The 22,730-nt window shown below is 52.2% G+C and carries 12 protein-coding genes; 5 read left to right on the top strand and 7 right to left on the bottom strand.

All coding sequences use genetic code 11. The features are described 5' to 3' along the window. Nucleotides 1–81 precede the first annotated feature (81 nt). Together ltrA and C6Y40_RS08420 are read right to left on the bottom strand one after the other, a co-directional pair. Nucleotides 82–1,353: a group II intron reverse transcriptase/maturase gene (gene ltrA, locus C6Y40_RS08430; RefSeq protein WP_105934203.1), complete on the bottom strand. Its 1,272-nt coding sequence runs from the start codon at nucleotides 1,351–1,353 to the stop codon at nucleotides 82–84. 783 nt (nucleotides 1,354–2,136) lie between these two features. Then, a complete protein-coding gene (locus C6Y40_RS08420) occupies nucleotides 2,137–4,485 on the bottom strand; it encodes a zinc-dependent metalloprotease (RefSeq protein ID WP_240621884.1) in 2,349 nt (782 codons plus the stop codon). A gap of 302 nt (nucleotides 4,486–4,787) precedes the next feature. Between C6Y40_RS08420 and C6Y40_RS08415 the strand changes: the two genes are divergently transcribed. Together C6Y40_RS08415 and C6Y40_RS08410 are read left to right on the top strand one after the other, a co-directional pair. Beyond that, nucleotides 4,788–6,248 carry a glutamate-cysteine ligase family protein gene (locus tag C6Y40_RS08415; protein ID WP_105934202.1) on the top strand — a complete coding sequence of 487 codons (1,461 nt, stop codon included), beginning with the start codon at nucleotides 4,788–4,790 and terminating at the stop codon, nucleotides 6,246–6,248. Nucleotides 6,249–6,250: 2 nt separating this feature from the next. Beyond that, entirely contained in the window at nucleotides 6,251–7,339 is a 1,089-nt protein-coding gene (locus C6Y40_RS08410; RefSeq protein WP_105934201.1) for a M14 family metallopeptidase, read from the top strand. Here the strand turns inward: C6Y40_RS08410 and recD are convergent. From recD to recC, 3 genes are read right to left on the bottom strand one after another with little or no spacing between them, the layout of a single operon-like run. Further along, nucleotides 7,329–9,194, bottom strand: coding sequence for an exodeoxyribonuclease V subunit alpha (gene recD, locus C6Y40_RS08405; protein ID WP_105934200.1), 1,866 nt, complete (start codon nucleotides 9,192–9,194; stop codon nucleotides 7,329–7,331). The two genes, C6Y40_RS08410 and recD, sit on opposite strands and share 11 nt — an antisense overlap. Further along, nucleotides 9,194–12,766: an exodeoxyribonuclease V subunit beta gene (gene recB, locus C6Y40_RS08400; RefSeq protein ID WP_105934199.1), complete on the bottom strand. Its 3,573-nt coding sequence runs from the start codon at nucleotides 12,764–12,766 to the stop codon at nucleotides 9,194–9,196. The genes recD and recB overlap by 1 nt, the downstream gene beginning before the upstream one ends. Beyond that, on the bottom strand, nucleotides 12,763–16,050 hold the full coding sequence (gene recC, locus C6Y40_RS08395; RefSeq protein ID WP_170308443.1) for an exodeoxyribonuclease V subunit gamma: 3,288 nt from the start codon (nucleotides 16,048–16,050) through the stop codon (nucleotides 12,763–12,765). The genes recB and recC overlap by 4 nt, the downstream gene beginning before the upstream one ends. A gap of 548 nt (nucleotides 16,051–16,598) precedes the next feature. Here recC and C6Y40_RS08390 point away from each other — a divergent pair. Next, on the top strand, nucleotides 16,599–17,255 hold the full coding sequence (locus C6Y40_RS08390) for a dUTP diphosphatase (RefSeq protein WP_105934197.1): 657 nt from the start codon (nucleotides 16,599–16,601) through the stop codon (nucleotides 17,253–17,255). A 43-nt stretch (nucleotides 17,256–17,298) separates the two neighbouring features. On the opposite strand, the gene C6Y40_RS08385 is transcribed toward C6Y40_RS08390, so the two are convergent. Then, nucleotides 17,299–17,676: a hypothetical protein gene (locus C6Y40_RS08385; protein WP_105934196.1), complete on the bottom strand. Its 378-nt coding sequence runs from the start codon at nucleotides 17,674–17,676 to the stop codon at nucleotides 17,299–17,301. A 16-nt stretch (nucleotides 17,677–17,692) separates the two neighbouring features. Then, nucleotides 17,693–19,372: an AMP-binding protein gene (locus C6Y40_RS08380; protein ID WP_105934195.1), complete on the bottom strand. Its 1,680-nt coding sequence runs from the start codon at nucleotides 19,370–19,372 to the stop codon at nucleotides 17,693–17,695. Between the two features lie 244 nt (nucleotides 19,373–19,616). Between C6Y40_RS08380 and C6Y40_RS08375 the strand changes: the two genes are divergently transcribed. Both C6Y40_RS08375 and C6Y40_RS08370 read left to right on the top strand, forming a co-directional pair. After that, nucleotides 19,617–20,084, top strand: a complete 468-nt coding sequence (locus C6Y40_RS08375; protein WP_105934194.1) for a (2Fe-2S)-binding protein — start codon at nucleotides 19,617–19,619, stop codon at nucleotides 20,082–20,084. Then, a complete protein-coding gene (locus tag C6Y40_RS08370) occupies nucleotides 20,081–22,339 on the top strand; it encodes a xanthine dehydrogenase family protein molybdopterin-binding subunit (protein ID WP_105934193.1) in 2,259 nt (752 codons plus the stop codon). Before C6Y40_RS08375 ends, C6Y40_RS08370 begins: the two co-directional genes overlap by 4 nt. Nucleotides 22,340–22,730: the final 391 nt, after the last annotated feature.

Here is a 22,730-nt window from a genome sequence, read left to right as displayed (position 1 = left end):
ATCGAGTAGGGTGAGGCGTCACCGCCTCATCCCTCTCACAGAACCGTACGTACGGGCCTCGTATACGGCTCCTGTACTGGTTTATCCAGCGTATCTGCTGGGCACACTCCCCGTTCTAACGTCTTCCAGATTCACCAGTCCAAGTTCATTGAACCAGCTGTTTGGCATCGCATAGCTTGCTAACGGGCTTCTTGCGCTACGCCAACTCGTCATGCTCATGTAAGCGAACTTACCTTTATAGCCTCGCTGTCGTAGCCAACGATGCAGGCGGCTCGTCTTCTTCCATAGCTTAAGTTGAACGCTTCGCAGTCTACGTCTTAGCCAACTTGCGATTTGTTTGAATGCTCTGCTGGCGTTGGCAATCCTGAAGTACTGGCTAAACCCTCTCAGGAGTGGGTTCAGTGCATTAATGACCAAGTACAAGGGTTTTCCACCATTGCGTTTTGTCATCTGCTTTAGCTTCGTTTTGAACACTACCAGTTTCTTCGCTTGGATTCGGGTATGTTGCGTTCCGATTTCCACGCCAAGGAACCTGATTCCCGCATCACTGTGCGTAATGTGGGTTTTTTCTGTGTTCACGGTCAGCTTCAGTTTACCTTCAAGGATTTGTGTCGCTTGTCGTTGCGCATTCTCTGCCGCTGAACGACTGCGACACAAGATAAGAATATCATCAGCGTAGCGCACTATGCGGTGACCACGTTGCATCATCTCCTTATCAAACGCATCCAGATAGATGTTCGCTATCAGAGGGCTTATCACTCCACCTTGCGGACTGCCTGTGTCTGTCTGCTGCCAATGGCCATCAACCATCACCCCACTTGTTAAGAACTGGCTGATTAAGCGCAGCACGCTACCATCACGCACCCGCCTTTTAATGCTTTCTATGATAAGCGTATGGTCCAGCTTATCGAAGCATTTCGACAGGTCCATGTCCACCACGTGTGGCCGCTCATAGCGTCGGATGAACATCGTGGCTTTATTGATAGCATCGTGACAGCTCCGCCCCGGTCGGTAACCAAAGCTTGATGGATGAAACTGCTCTTCGAAGATGGGACTCAGGATATCATTCAAACTTTGTTGAACGACTCTATCCCGTACCGATGGGATACCCAATAACCGTATTCCACCGCCTTCTTTCGGGATTTCCACCCGTCTGACCGGTTGAGGTGTATAGCGTTTGGTGTCGAGTTCGAGGCGTAATTGCTCAAGATTATCATCCAGATCCGAGGCGAACTCGCTCAGGCTCTGCCCATCTGTTCCGGCCGCGCCTTTCGCTTTGAACACCTTTTTGAATCCTTTGTACAGCCGTGCTTTACTCAGCAGTTGACCATACAAACTATAATAAACCCGCAATCTTCTCCCCTTAGGATGTGCGCTGTGTGGGGACCGATATCCTTTCTTCGTGTTGGTGTATTTCACATTACCGTTAAGCGTGCTAGCACAATGGCAATCTACTTAACGTCAGTAAGGCTACTCCCGTGTACGGTTTCTTATCCAGTCAGTAACTCCCGTTGCCGCCAAATAAGAAGACCCCGATAGCTAATCGGCGCATGTACCACTAAAAAAATATCTGCTCATCACAGACTTTACCTGTACTTCCGCCCTTCGCAGTCCTTATCAGCTTTTGGCTGTAAAGACCCCATCTGACATGTTGCAGACGGTCAGCCCGGTTTTGTCCTCCACACCATTACTGGCTTTCTCAGGCCGGACCTTACTCACTACTACGGCGTCATCTGCCACCTCGCACCAACACCTACCTTGAGTTGCCTCTCGTGCAGATGCTTCTGGTTGTTCACCAGATAACGGTGTCAGGCTTCCCCAGTTACTGCACCAGCTCCCTGTTAGAAATGCCACCCTCAAACACAATACAGGACTGACTGAGAATCGGGCTTCACGCTATTTTGCACGCTTACCCTCCTGCATTGCCGAATCAGGTTCATTTGCGTTGTGTACCTCTAACTTCCTATGACTTCCTTCGGACCCTGCCGTTGGCCAGCAACGCCCTTGCCATTCGGATTATCTTCCCCCCAGTCAGGGTGATTCAGGTTTCTTTCAACCTGACGGGTTTGCCAGCTTCGCTGGGCAAACAAAAAAGAGGGCTAAAAAGCCCTCTTTCGATTTAAATAAATCGCTGGTTCAGATTGGAGAGCCCGGTGGCAAAGGCTTCACTTTAAAGTCCATCTGCCAGTCGCCGGTCTCAAGGTAATGATCCAGATAATGCTCCAGCGCCCGGTAACCCGGCACTTCATCTTCATCTTCCAGCCACTCTGTAAGCGTCATCAGTTCGGCGGTAATCGCCAGCTTCACTTCCGGTGATGTCGCATCATTTTGCAATGAGCCCATCACACTCTGAAGTGCCACCATTTGCAGGCGGGCCACCAGATTATCACTGGGCTCAGGCTGACGATAAAAATGCACTGAGAAAATCTTGCGGATCAAATCATCAACACCGGGAATGCTGGTCTGACGGCTGTGCTGATAAGCCAGGCGATTTAATCGCTCAGGATGTAACAGCAGTTCCAGGCTGAATGCCGCGGCACTCTCGGCAGCAGAAATCGGATCGAACACCCGACCTAACCGGCCATTAAACTGCTCACGGGTTTCTGCTTCAGCAAAGGTTGGCGGCGTAATCAGAGATAACAGACGCTCAGGCATCTTAAGCACCTCTGCACTCGATGCATCAATTAAACGCATCATCGCCTCGACCTGAGTTTCTGAAGGTACCAGCTTAACCCCCATGGGTTTATCCAGATCGCCTTTATTCTCATAGAAATAGTGCACACCTCCCACCTGCTTGGCCACGGCTTCAAGCTGATAACGATGCAACAGATAAACTGGCACCAGCGCATTTTCCAGTGACGACAGGCTATTGCCCGAAGGAATAGTGTTCAGCCCCATATTAGCCAGGGCAATATCACGCACTTTTAGCAAGTGATCATATTCCGCCAACGGGTTAGCCCCGTTATCCCACATATGGCCATCGGATGAGCCGTGACGGGACGCTCTGGCATCGGCGTCAGACTTGTATTTCAGTCCGGCCTCGCGAGCTTCAACCACCATAGTCTGCAGCGCTTCAGCACTATCGGAAGTCTCGCCAAAGTCCTGGTAACCGTAGGCAATAACATAGTTATCCCACTCTCCCATGCCGCTATCATAGGCATTAGCTAACGACAGCTGATTGCCTTTAATTTCGATTTTCGGATGCGGGTAATCCATCACCGATTCGCGGCCATTTTCGCTGGCAGCAAAGTTATGTGCAATGCCCAGCGTATGGCCTACCTCATGCGCAGACAACTGACGAATACGTGCCAGCGCCATTTCTTTTTGCTCTTCGGTTGCCTCACTATCACCGGTAAACGGACTGGTTAATCCCAGCGCTATCAGGTAATCCTGACGGACCCGCAATGAACCAAGGGTAACGTGGCCTTTAATAATTTCACCGGTGCGCGGATCCACTACAGACGAACCATAAGACCAGCCCCGGGTGGCTCTGTGTACCCAGTTGATCACGTTGTAACGCACGTCCATTGGGTCGGCACCTTCGGGCAATACTTTTACCTGAAACGCATTTTTATAGCCTGCTGCGGCAAACGCCTGATCCCACCAGCTTGCGCCATCCCGTAAGGCGCTCATTACCGGCTTCGGAATGCCCGGGTCGAGGTAATAAATAATCGGCTCAACAGCTTCACTCACCGGAGCTGAAGGGTCTTTTTTGGCCAGCCGGTGACGGCGAATATAAGCCTGCTCCAAGGGCTCGGTAATGGGCGCAGAGTAATCCTGCCAGCTGTGTTTCCAGTAACCAGAAAACGGATGGAATTCACGCGGCTCATAGCCATCATCGGGTAAGGCAATAAATGAATGGTGCATGTGTACACTGACACTGTCGGCATCCGGTGTAACCTGACGTAAATACGCGCCTGTGCCCTTGCCACCAAAGGTAACCAGTGCTTCCAGTTCGGTATTTAACGGAAACGCTTTGGTACGCGGCAGGTATACGCCGCTACGCTGCGGATCAGCCTTAAAACTGCCTTGCTGACGGCCTTTCAAACGTTCGGCGACGCCGTGAATATCGCTCAACAACTGACTGGTATAGTCGATTAACACACTGTCATCATCACTGGCCTCAATGGTGAAGCCGGCAATAACAGAATCGGCAAACGCCTCATCAATACTGGCCCGTTCAGCCGGGTTATCGGCACTTGCCCGGTACTCGGTGTTGAGTTGCTTAAGCAGCAGCTTATTGCCGTAGCGCTCAAACTGCACCAAACGCGTGGCGCCCAATTGGCCGCGATCCAGGCCAATATCATTGGAGCCTACACCATGGGGCAGACTGGACTGGAATAACAACGGCTCATCCAGCGCTTCAATTTGCAGATAAACCTTATCGTCTTCACTACTGTAATATACGGGAATAAACCCCGTTTGCTTTTGCATATCTTTGGTAAAGGATGCGATGGTCTCCGCCCATGCAGGCGAAACAGCCATCAGCGCCAGGCTGGCTAGCAGAACATAAACGCGCAACGGGATTCCCTCCGGTTTTTTTTAATTTATTGTTGGCACTCACTTTACGCTACCCAAACCGGGCACATAAATCCAGTCACGACTGACCAAACCGCCATTACCACCGACCAATCGCGCATGACGATTATTGATTTACCGCAAACATTATTTTGCCTTGACGTCAGTTGTGATCTGGCTTGATCTGTATCAAGGAGCATTTTGCCGCCTGTCGTTACTCTGCTCAACGATAAGCTACACTTAGTATTGGTAACCGACACAGAGAATATATGGGTCTTAATTTTCAACAACATGATTTTACCGACGCTCAACGTGTACTGTTCGACCAACGGGTGCAGGCACAACTGTGCGAGGTCAGACATGAGCTCAGCCGCGATTGTTACAACCGCGACGAGGTAAGCCTCGGCGCCGAGTTAGAATTTTATCTGGTCAACCGCCAGTTCAACCCTGCGCCAATTGTTGAAGCGGTATTGGATAAAGCTCGCATTGATGGTCTTCAGGAAGAATTAAATCAATACAATCTGGAATTTAATCTTAAGCCGGTCAATGCCGCCGGTACGCCCTTCTCGCAGCTTCAGCAACAATTAGATAAAGCCAGCCGATCGATTGACCAAACCACCAGCCTGTTCGATGGCCACGCCATGGCAATAGGGATATTACCGACACTGACTGGTAGTCATCTGACCGCCGACTACTTAACCAACCGCCCGCGTTACAAAGCACTCACCCAGGAACTCAGCGAGCAAAGCGGCGGACCATTTGACATCGATATTCATGGTCAGGATGTGGTGCGCACGACCTGTGATGATGTCACGCTGGAAGGCGCTAACACCTCTTTTCAATTGCATCACCGCATCGCAGACAGCCGGTTTACCGACTGTTATAACACCGCGCAGCTTATCTCACCGTTAGTGCTGGCTCTGGCCGGAAACTCGCCGTTTTTTATGGGCAAACGGCTGTGGCAGGAAACGCGTATTGCGTTGTTCAAACAGGCTATCGATTATCGTGACACCAATGCCACCCAGTGGCGTCAGCCAGCCAGGGTGAGTTATGGTCATGGCTGGTTACGCAATGGCATAGCCGATTGCCTGACCGAGAGCGTGGCCCTGTACCCTGCAGTGTTGCCGGTAACCGCAGAGCGATTAAACGGCGCCAGCAAACCTTTCGCCGAACTCAACTTACATCACGGTACGGTATGGAGCTGGAACCGCGCGGTGTTCGAACCGGGTGAAAACGGCCACGTACGCATTGAATACCGCAGTCTGCCAGCCGGCCCCACCAATCAGGATATGCTTGCCAACGCCGCGTTACAGATTGGCCTGGTTGAGGCACTGTCGGATCACATTGAAGAGTATCTACAGCGCCTGCCATTCCGCTATACCGAATACAACTTTTACCGCTGTGCCCAGTCAGGTCTGAACGCTCAAATCCTGTGGCCGCAAAAACACCAGCATCAGTTAAAGGAATATAAGGTCACGACAATACTGTCTGATCTGATCGGTAAGGCCGACGATGGACTGGCGAAAATCGGTGTTAGTCGCGAAGAGCGGGACCATTATCTCGGTATTATCGAACATCGCCTGGCCGCACGGCAAACCGGCGCCATGTGGCAGTTAAACACCTATAAAACCTTAATGAGCCAATATCCTGAATCAAAAGTACTGGGCGAACTGTGTCGCCGGTACTATCAACTGAGCCACAGTGGTGAACCTGTGGCCTACTGGGAGTAGCAATGGGAACCGCCAGATTAGCCACACCTGCTCTGCCCGGCTTTAAAATTCTGCATGCGCCCGCTCCACAGCAAATCCCTGATTCCAGCGTGAGTTTTCTGCAGATGCTGGGCGGACCGGCGATTATCTTTATACCCGGCAGAACCCGCCGCAAACGCGCCATCACAACCTTGTTACACGGTAACGAACCGTCTGGTTTTCAGGCTTTACACCGCCTGTTAAAAGAAGGCTTTAAGCCCTATGCCGATACTACTTTTATTGTGGTTTCGGTAGATGCCGCGCTGCATGACCCCCTTTACACCCACCGAGCTTTGCCGCATCACCGGGATATTAACCGTTGTTTCAAACCGCCTTATACCGATGCGCCGGGGATGCTGGCCAAGCAGGTATTGGATTACCTGGTGGATTTAGCCCCCGAAGCTATTGTGGATGTGCATAATACCTCTGGCAGCGGGCCAGCCTTCAGCGTCTCCACCCGGCTGGGCACTCAGTATACAGCGCTGGCTTCACACTTTACCCGTTGGTTTATTCATACTGATATTGAGCTGGGCTCGCTGATGGAAGTGCCTTTTTGCTGTCCCATTGTTACCATCGAGTCCGGTGGTGCCATGGATGAGCTGGCCACCTTAAATGCCTATAACGGCTTACGCTCTTATCTGGCGGCTGAGGATGTCTTTGCCCCGCGTCAGGATATTGAGTTACTCGAACAACCCAAGCGTCTGGAGATTCATCGCCATGCTACGCTGGCTTATGCGGAACGGCCGGTATTTGGCGCCAATGTCACCATCCGTCAGGATATCGAACAACGTAACTTTGGCATTACCCGCCCCGGTGAGGTATTAGGCTGGCTTGATCATGCCCGGCTGGAACATTTCAGGCTCGCCGGCCAGCAGCCCGGTGAATACCTGAGCGACTATTTCTGTGCCGATAACAGCGAGCTCACCGTTACCCGGCCGCTGAAGTTTTTTATGGTCACCACGCGCAGTGACATCGCCAAATCGGATTGTTTACTGTATTTCGTGGATATTAATAACCAACTTACCACTGCTAAACGACAGCAGCACCTTAGTGAGGTACCACTCAGCGATTAACGCCAATCGCCCCGGCGAGTAGTTGCGGCAAGCCTGTTTTGCGCTGCTGACGGCGGGCCACAACGTTCTGCAAAATCGCCTGAGTAGTTACCAGCACTGCTCCGGTTTTAGCCCGGGTCAGGCCGGTGTATACCAGTTCACGGCTGTACAGGCTGGCCGCCTGACGAGAAGGCGCTTCCGGCACCAACAATAACAACCGGTTGAATTCGGAGCCCTGGGATTTATGAATGGTCATCACATACACGGTTTCATGCTGAGGCAGGCGCATAATGGGTATCGCCCGGAATGAGCCGTCCTGGCCGGTAAACCAGGCTTTCAGTACGCCACGCTCATCTGGCCAGATCAAGCCAATATCACCATTGTACAGGCGCTGGCCGTGATGGTTCTCGGTGATCATGACTGGCCGACCTTTATAAAAGCCACGGCTACCGCCCGGCGACAATAAGCGTTCTATGCGCTGATTAAGCGCCAGCGCTCCCCAATCTCCCTGCCTGAATGGCGTTAACCAGCGCCCGGCCTGTAAATGGTTCATAGCATCAGGCAAAGACCCGGCCCGGCTAATTGCGCCAAACCAGTTTATCGCCAGTTGCTCAAAGTGGTTATCCAGCGCGCTAAAACTGCTGGTAGCCACACCTTCAACACTGTGCATCTGGCTGGCCTCCAGCACACTTAATTCATTCCAGATCCCGTCAGTCAGGCCGTTATTCATAGCGCTGGCGACTGCCGCCAGCTGACCACTGAAGCGCTGGGCCCGGCGCAGGGCAAAGTGCATAGCCACCGGCCGGTTGTTAGAGTTCACTGATAATGGCGGTAAATGCGGGCACAGTCGCGTAAACTGCTGCGCAGACGCTTCATCAACACTCTCCGTTGAGTCAGTGCCCAGTGCGGCAATAATATCCCCCAGTACATTCCCCGCCTCTACTGATGGTAATTGTTTTGGATCGCCCACCAGGATCACCCGGGTGTGTGGTGCCAGCGCCCTGAACAAGCGGGTCATTAAGGCAAGATCTATCATTGAACTTTCATCAACAATGATCACATCGGCCGGCACCGGGTTGTGTTGATTAAACCGGCTTTGAATCCCCCAGCGCGGCATGCCCAGCAGCCTGTGCAGGGTCATCGCTGGCTGTTGCATACCACTACTGTACGCAGCCAGCGTCGGATGACCGGCAAATTGCGCCAGTGCCGCATCTACCGATTCAGTGAGTCGTTGGGCAGCTTTGCCGGTGGGCGCTGTAAGGACTACATTTAATGTGCCCTGCCAGGCAACCTGCAGCGCCATCAGTAAGCGGGCCACGGTATAGGTTTTGCCGGTACCGGGGCCGCCCGATAGCATAGCAAAGGGGCGATTAATGCACAGTGCAGTAGCCACCTGTTGCCAGTCCTGCTGCTCGCTTTGCTGCACCGGAAACAAGCTTGGCCAGGCTTGTAATAACGCCGCCATCTGCTCGTCTGTTAATGGTTCTGGTGCGCTGCGCTCAGCAATGCTGGCAACCAGTTGCTGCTCGAACTGCCAGTAGCGAGCGGTGTACAGGCGTCCGTTATACCAATGCAAGCGCCCGGCCATGCCCGGGTGGTTAACCATTGCTTGCGCACGGAAAAGCAACTCATCCTGCTGCGCAAAGATAAATCCGCTGTCGGGCTCATCGCTATGGGCAAAATAGTGCTCACCGGCGAGTTCGCTCACGATCAGACAGCTGTTCCCCATCCGCTGGGCCCGACTCAGCGCCAGCAATAAACAAAAGTCGGTCTCGTTGCTGCTGCCCACCCGTCCGGTAAGCTCCCGGGCAAAGAAATAATCAATCGCTTCAATATCCGCCAGGCGCGCGGTACAAAGGGAATAACTGGCAAACATCACAGTGCCTCCTGCATAACTTTACCGGTTAGCGCCAGTTCCATCTCAGCAATCAAATCCGCCGATAAAGGGTGGAAAAACACGCCGCTCCCGGGCGGAAAAGTGCCAGACATACCGCGCAGGTAAAAATAGGCTACACCACCAAAATGGATATCCGGATCATAATCTTCAATACGCTGCGCTAAGAAGCGGTGTAAGGCGACACTGTAAATCAGATATTGCAGGTCGTAGTAATGCTGCTGGTTATTCTGATTCAGTTTATGTGGCTGATAGTCTTCGAGGCTGTCGCCCAGCATAGTGGACTTATAGTCAGCCACAAAATAGCGGCCGTCGACGCAAAAAATCAAGTCGATAAAACCATGCATCATGCCCTCCAGCCTAACGCCCTCAAGCACGGCGGGTAAGGCTTCACCACCCTGTGACTGGCGGTGTTGCTGTAAAATCCGGCCCACGGCGCGGCGATCAGCCTGGTGCAGAGGGAAATAAAACTCCGCTTCACGCAGGGTATCGGCCATGGCCAAATCGGCCAGTTTTACCGGCCCCGCCCCGGTTAATTCCAGGGGCGTTGTCAGCACTTCATCGAGCCAGCTAAACAGTGCGTCATGGTCTGATTCATCAATGCCATATCGGCGGGCAACCGCCGCTCCGGTTTCCACCCAGTCCGGTGCGCTGAAGTCAGTCACTTCCAGAATGTCGTGCAACAAGTTACCGCTTTGGGCGCCTGCTTTAAGCTGAAAACGCAGCGCTTCACTTTTAGCGGTCACCGGCAACGTATTATTGTCTGTCGCTACGGCTTCTGCCTCACGATGGCGGAAGGTAGTGTGCACCGCCTGCCGGGTGATTGCCGAGAACGAGTACAGTCGCCAGTTATCCTCAAGCGCTCGTTCAAAGGTTGCGCACCTGAGCTTAACCGCATCAATTTGCGCCGCCGGCAAGGTCTCTTCCGTTACTTCACTTATCAGTGCAGTATGACCATCACCTTCCTGTATCAGCGCTTCTGTTGCACTACGCCAGTCATAAAACGCCGCACGGCGCATAATTTTTCCTAGCGCAGACTGGTCGCTGAGCTTATCTTCCCCAACGCCCAAATAACAGCGGTGGGAAGCCCGGGTGATAGCCACATACAATAACCGCATGGACTCGGCTTCACCTTCACTGCGTACACGTGCCAGCACGTCCGGGGCTGCGCCAAGAGCCATTTGCTGGCTGGCGCTGTGCGGATCGTAATAGCGCAACACCTCTGACTGACTGTTACCAAACTTCACCGGGTCGCGGTATTCACTGGCAAAGGGCACAAACACAATGGGATATTCAAGGCCTTTCGAGCCATGCTGAGTAACAATCTGAATTAGCCTGGCATCACTTTCGAGGCGTTGAATGTGTTCCTGGGCCTGCTCCGGCTGCCGCACCTGCCGGTGCAACCAGTTGAGTAAATGACCGGGTTGATTATAGGTTCTGGCGGTCTCCTCGAGCACCTCAGCCAGATGCTGATAATTGGTCAGGCTGCGCTCGGCTTCCTGTTGGTGCGGAAGGTAGCTGTTTTGCAGCATCGCCAGCAGCAGCGCCATAATGCCGCGCCGTGCCCAAATCTCCCGCCACTGCGCGATTTGTAGTAGCAGTGTATCCCAGTCACTGGCGTATTCGTCGGTGAGCAGCGTCTGGATCTGCTGGCGATCGAGTCCCAGCAGCGGGCTGGCGATAATACCGTTGACCAGGCGCAAATCATGAGCATGCCAGATAGCATTCAGGACCATTAGGGTATCGGCGGCTTCTGCGCTGGCAAACAGGCTGTTGCGGTTTGACAGATACACTGAGGGTAACCCCACCGTCTTTAAAGCATTCTGAACAATGGTGGCTTCTTTACCGGTCTGTACCAGAATCGCGATGTCAGCAGGCTGTACATTACGCTCCCCAAGCTGCGCCTGAGCCAGCAAACGTACCACTTCTCTGGTGAGTAATTCTGCCAGGCGCTGGCGGGTAGCGCCTTTACTGTTACTGGCGTCTTCGTCGGGCTCGTCGGCAATAAATGTCAGCGCGCTTCGGTCTGATGCAGTATCTTTAAGCGGCGTCTTAGCCGCTTTGGCGCCACTACTGGCATTGACCGGCTCATAAGTGATGCCAAAATTAAACAGATCACGGCGCTCCTGACACATCGCGGCGCCCCAGAATAACCGGTTGTAGGCATCTACCATGGGCTTTACCGACCGCCAGTTAGTATCCATTACCCAGCGATACTCTGCCTGCTCTGCGGCCTGCAAATAGGTAAAAATATCGCCGCCACGAAAACCATAAATGGCCTGCTTAGGGTCGCCGATCATCAACAAGGTAGTCGTCCCCTGAGGCAGAAAATCCTGCCCGGGATAAACGTTAGCCAGAATGTGATACTGATCGGCATCGGTATCCTGAAACTCATCCACCAGTGCTACCGGATAGCGCTGGCGCAGTTGCACACACAGCGGTGAATCCGGGGTGTCTATTTGAGCGGCCAGCAAGCGGATCAGATCGTTAAAATCCACCGTACTTAAGCGCTGCTTTTGTTTGCTGACATAATCACGCACAAACGCTACCGCCTCACAAACCACCGCATAGACCGGCGCTTTATCAAGCAGCGCCTGACGCGACATATTCAGTTTACCGACCGCTTGAGTTAATTCAGTACGCAAGGTTTTAGCCGGTTCAACCAGGGCTTTCGCCTCGGCTATGCCCTCGCGCTTGGCACGGTAGCGATTGCCGTTGATAAATTTACCTAACTCTTCGGGGATATCCGTTAACGGACCGTTTTGCAGCCAGTCGAGGATCACCTGCCATTCTCTGGCCCGCTCTTCATCCTTATTAATAACGGCGGTTAAAAACAGTGCTTCATTATCCACCAATGCCGTGTACAGGGCGCTTGCCTGCGGCTGATATTGCTCTGCCAGCTTATCCAGCGCCGCATCGAACTGTTCATTGATTTGTTGCTCTGACGCTATGTGCGGCGGGTTAGCAAACTCCATTAACGGCAGAAAATCACGCAACAGCTGTTCAGGCGTATGCCAACCATGACTGGCCAGCTGCGCAAAGGCTTCCTCATCGCGGCTGACTTTACGGATAAAGTCTTCACAGCTCTGCAAATACATCGCCCGGGTATCAGTTGCCAGCGCTAACTCCAGCGGCGCGGCAGAGGTAAACGCCATATCGGATAACACGTTATTGCAGAAGCTATGGATGGTAAATACGGCCGCATCATCCAGTTCCAGCAGCGCCGCCTGCAGTAAGGCTAACGCCTCCTCGGCAACGATTCGTTGATAGAGTTCGTCGAGCACCGGGTCTGAATCGAACGGCTTATCAAGGGTGCGCGCCTGCCAGTATGCCAGGGCGTCCCGCAGCGTGGCAGCAATACGACCGCGAATCTCCTCGGTGGCCGCTTTGGTAAAGGTCATCACCAGAATTTGTTGCACGGTGAGGCGTTGCTCAAGCAGGCAACGTAAGTAAATCCGCGTAATATTAAAAGTTTTACCGGTACCGGCGGAGGCCTCAATCAGGTGGCGTCCGCGCAGGGGCAGATTAATGACATCCAGATGTTGTGCGGTCATTTTCTTCCCCTTTTAAAGTTGCCCAGAAAAGCGCAATAGAGATCGGCCAGTTGCTCAAGGGGCAGTTGCGAAGCAGGCGGAATATAGTTATAAAACCAGTTAAAGTATCCGTTACTCCCTAGCTTGCTGTAGGGGTTATTGCTGTCGGTGATATCATGCCAGCGTTTGGCAATTTCGTTACTCTCATGCCAGTCGTCACTGTCGGTGTTCATGCCGGCATACTTATAAAACGCTTCGGCCACCGCCAGATAAAGTAAACTAGGGCCTGCCTCTATTTGTTTCATCGCCTCAATAAACCTGAGCAACTGTGCAGTGGCCTCATCGGCCGTTAAAGGTTGATAAGATTCTGATTTCAGTGCCAGCGGCTGTTTTTTCCAGTCGATATAATGCAGGGTCAGCGGCAGCGAAATGCCCTGGCTATTGGCAATCAGCATGGTCAGCCAGGCTTTTAAGCTACGCCTTATCTGGTGCTGCCCGACATGATACGTCACCAGGGTCTCGTTGTGTTGATAACAGGTACCATACAATTGCCACTCGTTTAAGCTCACCCGACATGCCAGCAGGTGCTCGTCACCGCCGGGCAAGGCCTGATTAAGCAATGTTGCGGCCTCCTGCCAGCTGGCCAGTTCAGCGCGGGTGATGGGGGTATCCGGCAGTTCGCCGCTTAACAAAAACTCTGCTGTGAGCTGGTCGGCACTGGTATTTGCCGGGTTGTTAACCAGTTCATCCACATACTGATAACGACTGAGTTTATTGGTTTCAAAGGGCTCACTGTCTTCTAACAGGCGATTATCGAGTTCCAGTCTGAGACCCAGTTGCCGTGCCAGCCAGGCCAGAGGATCATCAAAACAGCGTGCCATGTCGGTAGCGCTGAGCTGGCGGGTCTGATGGCTGCTTGCCGATACCTCAATAACACTGTCAGTTTGCTCATTTTGCAGCCCGGCAATGGACTGTGCCAACCGGTACCAGCCCTGACTGTATGCCGGCCGAGGGCTGTTAAACACCGCTGGGCTAAACGGGTGCAACGGCAATTGTCGCACCGCGTCTGGCTGCCAGCCGTAGGCCTGACCGAGAAAGTCCATTAATTCCTGCAACACCAGACTAGGCTGGCGCTCGGCATTATTTAACGCGCTGCGCCCCTGAAAACTAAGATAAAGGGCCTGACGGGCTGATATTAATGCTTCTAAAAACAGGTAGCGGTCTTCCTGACGGCGGGACCGATCGCCGAGACGCCCCGGGTGACGAGCCATCATATTAATGCTGCCTGGCGGGTTACTGCGCGGAAAATCTCCGTCATTGAGGCCCAGAATGCCTATTACGCTAAAGGGAATGCTCCGCATCGGCAGCATGGAGCAGAAGGTGACCTGGCCGGTCATAAAATGGTTACCGGCATCCGGTGTGGCAAAACGTTTGGTCAGCACATCGCGCACTTCGGCCAGGCTCAGTTCCCCGGTAAAGCCAGCTTGCTGGCACTGTAAGGCTAAATCCGCAATGGTTTTACCTATGCTCTCCCAACTGTCGATATCGTCATTGCCCGGGATAAAGCAGTCTTCCCGAAGAGTGTTTAAATACACCTGCCAGTCATCGGCTGTGCGCGGGCTGGCCAGCTCACGATTGTGAATTTGCAGTTGCTCTACAATCAGCATCAGCCTGCCGAGCTCGACACTTTCCTGCCCTTCCACGTCTGGTACGGTTACACAGTTATCCAGTAAAAGCGTAGCATCTTCGCTAATCATTCCCAGCAATAAGCGTTGTAACCCCCACTGCCAGCTGTACATGTCACTGTCAACGGCAAATTCCGTTACCTGTGCTTTGTGCCTGCCGTCCAGTCCCCAGTGGATATTCGCCCGCTCCAGCCAGTACTCGATCACCGTAAGACTCTCTTCGGTGAGGCTGAATTTGCGTTGTAACGGCACCAGACTCAGGTATTCAAGAATTTGCGTGACACTAAACCGGCTGTCGGGTAAAGATAACAGCGACAAAAATGCCGCCACCAGCGGATCGGCATCCAGTGGCGAACGGTCGGCAATGGTACAGGGTAGTCGCGGCGAAGCATCATCGTCACTGTTTAGCGTACCGACTCTGGCAAATACGGCTTCGATAGCCGGTGCGTATTCTTCAATAGCCGGACACATAACCAGAATATCCCGCGGTTGCAGCGCCGGATCCTCAGATAATCTCTGAAGTAAATAATCGTGCAGCGACTGCACTTCTCGTAGCGTACTGTGAGCAGAATTGATAAGGATGCTGTCATCACCGGGTACCCAGCGAAAATCGTTGCTGCCATTAATCGCTTCAAGAATGTCATGTTGTACCTGACTCAACATCGACGTCTGCACTGACTGTTCATCCGGTGCAGGCATATCGAAGGCACTGATCTCATAGCTTTGCAGTTCGGTGAGCTGATTAAACAAATCCCGCCCCTGCCGACCCAGGTTCGCCAACAAGGGGTTTTCCTGCGCTTGTTCGAGCCAGGCCGTAATTCCCTGCTCTCGGAGCAGTCGGGCCTGCTCCCCCCTACTGGCAAGGTTACCCCAGTAATTGACACAGGGGTTTAAGTGAAACAGATGCACATCCACCCATTGCGCCAGCGCATCCAAAAAAGCCACGAACTGCGGCGCCATGGTATTAATGGCAAACAGAATAATACGTTTTGGTAACGCTTTAATCACCGTTTCAGATGGCTGTTGCAGGGCGGTGACCATTTGCTCGTGCAAACGCGCGGGATGCGCAGGCGTATCGCTCACCAGCAGTCGCCAGATGTGGGCCTGCCAGATTTCATCAGCGTCTTCGGCCACTACCTGCTGGTGTTGCTCCCAGGCCAGCAGCCAGTCAGGCCGGTATAACAGATACTGCTCGAGTAAATCGGCCAGCGCCACGGCTAATTGCAGGGTTTGTAAATGGCCGCTGCCGTTGGCCTGACTTTTATCCAGAAACCGTAACACCCGTGACATCGCCGGGTGAGCCAGCTGCTCTGGCTGGGTCAATAAGTCGTAAATCCGCCAGCGCAGCGTTTCCCGACGGAACGGTGATTCCCGCGGAACCGAGTCGGGCCCGAGTACGGCTCTGGCGGTATCCCACATAAAACGAACCGGTAACGGATAGTCAATATTCATGGCGATACCACGACTGGCGGCCAGCTCCATACTTAACCAGTGTTGCATGCCGGGGCTTTCTACCAGAATAACGTCCGGACTCAGACCTGCTGCGGGTTGACGGTCGAGTAAAGTGGCCAGCAAAAAGCTTAAATGTTCGAGTTTATTTGACGGATAAAGAGTGAGCAAAGCGTCGGTGTTCCTGTTACCGAATGAACGCCTAGTATGCACCTTAAGGATGAAATTAGAAATATGCGGGAAAATTAACTGGCCAAAATATGCGCAGTGGGCTATATTATCGCGCATCAGAATTTGGACATAAAAAAACCCATACAGACCTCAGGACACGAAAAATCTGTATGGGGAAGGTTACGGGCCATATTCTGACAACTTTGCGCCGGCGTTGCCTGGCACCGGCCAAAGTTAGCGCCAGAATCCAGCGCAGTTAACAAACATGGCATTGCAGAATAAATGCCAACATTTAAAGCCATAACAATCAACAACTTACAACAATAGCCTAAATCGTATAAATTCTAATGCTTCCTCATATTGGTGCACGCGCTCATTAAAAGTGCATCTGCATTGCACCTCTGCTTCTCAAAATAATGATTTTGCCGACACCAGCGTTCATCCCGCTAGTCCACCGTGGTAGACTAGCCGCCTATGAATCAGGACAGCAAGCCATGCCTCCCGCTGCGCATTGCCGCTCCGTCAGCAAACCCCAAATTAGGTAATTTATGCTTACTCAACAACAATTAAACACCATGTTGTCGCTGCAGAATAAAATGAACTGCAAAGTAAACCCACAATGGTTAACCGCCGGATATGGTTATTTACGCGCCGCGATGGTGGAGTCGGTAGAGGCAATCGAACACCACGGCTGGAAATGGTGGAAAGCGCAACACAAAGACCTGCCACAATTGCAAATGGAACTGGTGGATATCTGGCACTTTGCTCTGTCGGCCAGCATTATTGATTACAATGGCGATGTTGAGGCAACGGCTCATGCCCTGGCAGCGCAACTGGCTCAGCAAGCTGAGCCTATGGTGACCTTTGACGGTAAAGATTATGCCATCGAGAAACAGGCGTTACTGGACAATCTGGAATTAATGGCGGGCCTGTGTGCCGCTAAACGTTTCAGCGTGCCCTTGTTTATGCATATTGTTGCACAGTGCGAAATGTCCGGTGACGAACTCTACCGCCAGTACGTCGGCAAAAACGTGCTGAACTTTTTCCGTCAGGATAATGGTTACAAAGCCGGTACCTATCAAAAAACCTGGCAGGGTCGCGAAGACAATGAGCATCTGGTAGATGTGCTGGACGCACTGGATATTAACAATCCTGACTATGCCGATGAGGTTTATCAGGGCTTACAACAGCGTTACCCTTCATGAGTAGCTGCACCCTATCCGTTGCAGCGGATAGGGTGCACTCCCTTTAGTACTGGCGGTAGTTTTCTGCCACGCGTTCATAGCGCTGGCAGGCAGCTGTTGTTTCTTCACCGTTTAACAGCTCATCACAGCTTTTATCTGCCATAGAATTCAGACATGCCGTTGCCGGCTCAATGATTTCGTGATTTTCGCCCACCGTTGCGATAGACATGTACTGCTTGCACAACTCACCCATCATGTTATCGAGCATGGCTGCCATACCCGGCGGTAAATCATCCTCGGCGGCCATTTCCTGCTGCAGGCAAACCTTACTTTTATTGCAAAGCTTTTTAGCGGCGTCATTTAACGCCCCAAGGTCGGCCAGAGCGCCGACCGAAAAGCTCATCAAGATACAGCCTGATAACAATCCCTTGCCATGTTTCATGATATTTCCTAAGTTCTTAGTTTGAATCATGTTGCCAGACGACTTTATCATTATAGGCCTGATGGATCACTTCTGGAAAACGTTCCTCAAGTACGTGACGCTTTACCTTAAGCGTTGGAGTCAGCAAATCATTTTCAATGGTCCAGGGCTGGGCCATCACCACCAGGTGATCAAGACGCTGATGGCTCTCCAGCCCGCCGTTGATTTTATTCAACGTTTGTTGCAGGGAAGCCGTAATCTGATTTTTTGACTGTTCCTGGGCTTCTTCGGATAACACCAGTAAGGCAATGGGCTGAGGTAAGCTCGCCCCCGTTACACACACCTGCTCAATCACACTGTTTTCCATCAGTTTGGCCTCAATAGGCGCCGGTGTGACGTACTTACCTTTAGCGGTTTTAAAGATGTCTTTTATACGACCGGTAATAGAATAGTAACCATCACCATCGGCGATAGCCTTATCTCCGGTACGCAGATAGCCGTCGTCCGTAAAGGCTTCAGCCGTTCGTTCAGGGTCGAGGTAATAGCCCATCATGTTGCCCGGCGATTTACTCAATAATTCCTGCTGTTCAGACAACTTCAGCGATACGCCTCCCCACGGGCGGCCTATACAACCAATTTTATCTTTGCGAAACGGCAGACAAGCCGTGCCCAGTGCGGCATTTTCTGTCATGCCCCACCCTTCACAAATTTCGATGCCCAGCTTTTCGAACCAGGCAGTGATCACCGGCGGTAACGGCGCAGATCCACTAGCGCACAACTTGGTCTGCGATAACCCCAAACCATTGCGAATTTTGTTCTTAATCAGGCCATTCACTACCGGTATGCGCAGCAAAATATTAAGTTTGGTTTGTGACAGTTTGTGCAGAATACCGTGCTGAAACTTAGTCCATAACCGCGGTACTGACACAAATAAGGTAGGCTGACATTCCTGCACATCACGCTGAAAGGTATCCAGTGACTCGATAAAATAGAGCGTCATGCCCGATTGTAACGCCGCCATTTCAATCAATACCCGTTCGGTAATGTGCGCCAGCGGTAAATAACTGAGCAGCCGGTCATCCTCTCCCAGTGACAGATCGGTTTTCGCCTGGGCGCCCGCCCAGGCCATGGCGCTGTAAGAATGCATAACGCCCTTCGGACTGCCGGTACTGCCCGAGGTATAAATAATTGTCATTAGCTCATCAGGGCCAGGGGTCGGACTGTCGGTAAAGCTGTCGCAGTGGCTGAACTCTGCCCAGCTATAATTGGTTTTCACGCCCGGGTAAGGAAAGGAAACCGTGGTGATTTCATCATCTATGGCCGCCGCCTGTTTGGGGCCGTCGTCCAGTTTGCCTACAAATACCAGCTTTACATCAGCATGTCTGAGCACGTACCGAATGGTATCTTCACCAGCGGTAGCAAAAATTGGCACCGAGACATGCCCGGCCAGCATGATCGCTAAATCAGCCATCAGCCATTCGGCACAGTTTTTCGACAAGATGGCAATACGACTGCCCTTGTCCAGGCCCATATTGTTGAGGCGCCAGGCGAGTTTACGCACCTGAGAGGCAACCTCTGCCCAAGAATAGGTGTGATAGTTCCCCTCTACTGGCTGCACCAGGCAGGGATGATCCGGACTATGTTGTTCGCGGTAATAAAAACATTCGAGAGGCGACATTACTTGAGAAGTTGTGGGGTCTGCAGACACATCTGACATTGTCGTTTCCACCTTTTATATCTATTGGTTATTATTGTTTGTAGAATACTTAACAAAGACTTTACAAAAACAAAGGCAATAAAGCTAACGAATTGTGGTTATATGGTTAAAACAGTTGTTTTAATCGGGCGGAATTAATCGTGGTGTACCGCCGTCTAACCCGTTTTTATTGAATCATCAACGTGAACATGTTGATCTAATCCCACTTAACGAAACTATCGTCAGGGATAAAAAGAGGAACGTTATGAAAGTCACTATTAATCAACAGGAGTTTGACTACCAGGGGGATCCCAGTATGCCGTTACTTTGGTTTATCCGTGATGAACTGAAGATGACCGGTACTAAGTATTCCTGTGGTATGGCCCTTTGTGGTGCCTGCACGGTACACCTTGACGGCGAGCCTACCCGTTCCTGCCAGCTTCCTATGGCAGCAATTGGCGATAAAGCCGTCACAACTATTGAGGGCCTTTCTGAGGATGGCTCCCACCCGGTGCAACAAGCCTGGCGTGAACATAACGTGCCGCAGTGTGGTTACTGTCAGAGTGGTCAGATGATGCAGGCGGCCTCACTGGTCGACAAACAACAGCCGGTAACTGACGAACAAATCGAATCCCACATGTCTGGCAATATCTGCCGCTGTGGTACCTATCCACGTATTCGCGCTGCGGTTAAATCAGCGGCAGAGTCGATAGCTGTGAAGGTGACAGAATGAGTGATTCAACCATTTCCCAATCCCGTCGCACGTTTCTGAAACGCAGCATTACTGCCTCAGGCTTTACACTCGGTCTGGCCCTGTTACCAGCCACCCGTGGGCATGCAATGTTTGCCAATGCGCCGGAGCCAGACAGTTTTGCCCCCAATGTTTTCATCAGCTTTTCAGAAGACGGTAAAGTTGAAATTACCTGCCACCGCTCAGAAATGGGTCAACAAGTGCGCACCAGTATTCCGCAAATAATGATGGAAGAACTTGGCGCCGACTGGCAGCACGTTACCATTAGACAGGCAACGGGCGATGCCAAGTATGGCGATCAGAACACTGACGGTTCTCGCAGTGTACGCCGCAACTTTCAGCGATTGCGCGAAGCCGGCGCCACCGCCGCCCTGATGCTGTGTACAGCTGCCGCCAAAGGCTGGCAGGTTGACCCCTATGAATGTGAGACCGAGGCGCATTTTGTTGTGCATAAACCCACCGGCCGCAAAGTAGCTTTCGCCGATGTGGTGGGCGTAGCGGCTAAGTTACCGGTACCGAAACCGAGTGATTTAAAACTGAAATCCCGCGATAAGTGGACACAAATTGGTAAGGCCGTGCCCAGCGTTGATCTAACCGGCATGACCACAGGTACCGCCGTGTATGGTCAGGACGTGGTCATGGACAACATGCTTTATGCGGTTATCCAACGCCCGCCGGTATTATTCAGCAGTGTAAAATCCTCAAATCAGGCTGAAGTGAAAAAAATGGCCGGTGTGGTCGACGTTATCGATATGCCAGCGGCCTCAGCCCCCGCGCTGTTTAATCCTTTGGGCGGTATTGCGGTACTTGCCACCAATACCTGGCTGGCCTGGCAGGCCTGTAACGCGCTGAAAACCGAATGGCAAACCAGCGATCATGCCAGCTACAATTCCGACGACTATCAGCAGGCGTTGTTAGATAACGCAGCCAAACCTGGCGAAGTAATGCGTAAGCTGGGTGATTTTGAGCAGGCTACAGCCGACGCCGCGAAAGTGGTGGATGCCAGTTATTATGCGCCGCATCTGGCCCAGGCCCCAATGGAGCCGCCGGCCGCAACCGCTGTGGTAACCAACGATAGCGCTGAAATATGGGCTTGTGTGCAATCACCACAAACGGCTCGTCAGCAAGTTGCCGGGGCCTTAAAAATCCCGGTTGAAAATGTCACCATTAACGTTACCTTACTCGGTGGTGGATTTGGCCGAAAAGCGAAGCCGGACTTTGCCGTTGAGGCTGCCCTGCTGGCCAAACAGGCCGGTCGTCCGGTGAAGGTGGTGTGGCGTCGTGAAGACGATATTAAGCACGGTTACTACCATTCTGTTAGTGGTCAGCGCTTAAGCGCAACGCTGGATGATAATAATCAAGTTACCGGTTGGTACCATAAAACGGTTTTCCCGCCGATTTCATCAACCTTTAATCCGGCAGCCAATAAGCCCAGCGACGGCGAACTGGATTTAGGTCATCTGGATACGCCGTTTGATGTCCCTAACCTGCAACTGGAGCGCGGTGAGGCGAATGCCCATGTGCGTATCGGCTGGATGCGAAGCGTAGCCAATGTTTACCATGCGTTTGCCAAAGAGTCTTTTGTGGCAGAGCTGGCCCACCAAACCGAAGTGGATCACAAGGACTTCCTGCTGCAACTGATTGGTAAAGATCGGCATGTCGATTTTGCCGCCAGCAACGCCAAATATGGCAACTATGGTGATGACCTCAATGACTACCCGGTAGATACCGCCAGACTGAAAAATGTCATTAATAAAGTGACTGCCATGGCAGACTGGGATAAGCGCGAACAACAGGGCCGGTATCTGGGTCTGGCCGCCCACCGCTCATTTTTAAGTTATACGGCGGCTGTTATTGAGGTGAAGGTAAACAGTCGTGGTGAATGGACCATTCCTAAAGCCTATATTGCTATTGATGCCGGCACCGTGGTCAACCCCGACCATGTTAAGGCGCAGTGCGAAGGCGGTCTGATTTACGGTATCAGCTGCGCTATCGGCCAGATCACTGCACTTAATGGTGAAATCACGCAGAGCAATTTCCACGACTACCTGGTTGCGCGCATGCCGCAAACTCCGGTAAGTATTGACGTGGAAATCATCGAAACCGAAGCCCTGCCAGGTGGCGTGGGTGAACCGCCAACACCACCTGCAGCCCCAGCGCTGGCCAATGCGCTGTTTGCGGCGACCGGGCAACGTTTCCGTAACCTGCCTATTCCATTAAATATTAAAACCGCTTGACGGCGAAACAATAAAGAATCCACCTTCTAAAGAAAGTGGCTTTGCGTTAACCCCCTAAAAGGGGGCTTTGTTTAAATCGAAGAAAGGACAATAATTATGCCCTTCTTCAGTGTTGTCATTGTCACTGGCAGACATAACAAACTAGAAGAATCATCATGGATGAGGATTCAGTCGATGCGGCACAGGGACGTGCCGTCATTGACGGTCTAGTTTGTTCTGTCAGGGACGATGGCGCTTTTCACTGATAAGGGCTGCGGGGAGTCCAGAGTGGTTCCCGGTCACCGGGTCGCACTACCCCCTCTGGTCGCTGTCGGCGACTCCGACAACAATGTATAGACACCTTTCTTTGCCAGCTTAAATCTATGCGGGCAAAGCCCTACCACGAATGATA

Origin of the sequence: Marisediminitalea alba, assembly GCF_002993365.1 — a bacterium.
Taxonomy (GTDB): domain Bacteria; phylum Pseudomonadota; class Gammaproteobacteria; order Enterobacterales; family Alteromonadaceae; genus Alteromonas; species Alteromonas alba.
The sequence above is the reverse complement of the archived record's forward strand: the minus strand, read 5'-3'. Positions and strand labels throughout refer to the sequence as shown.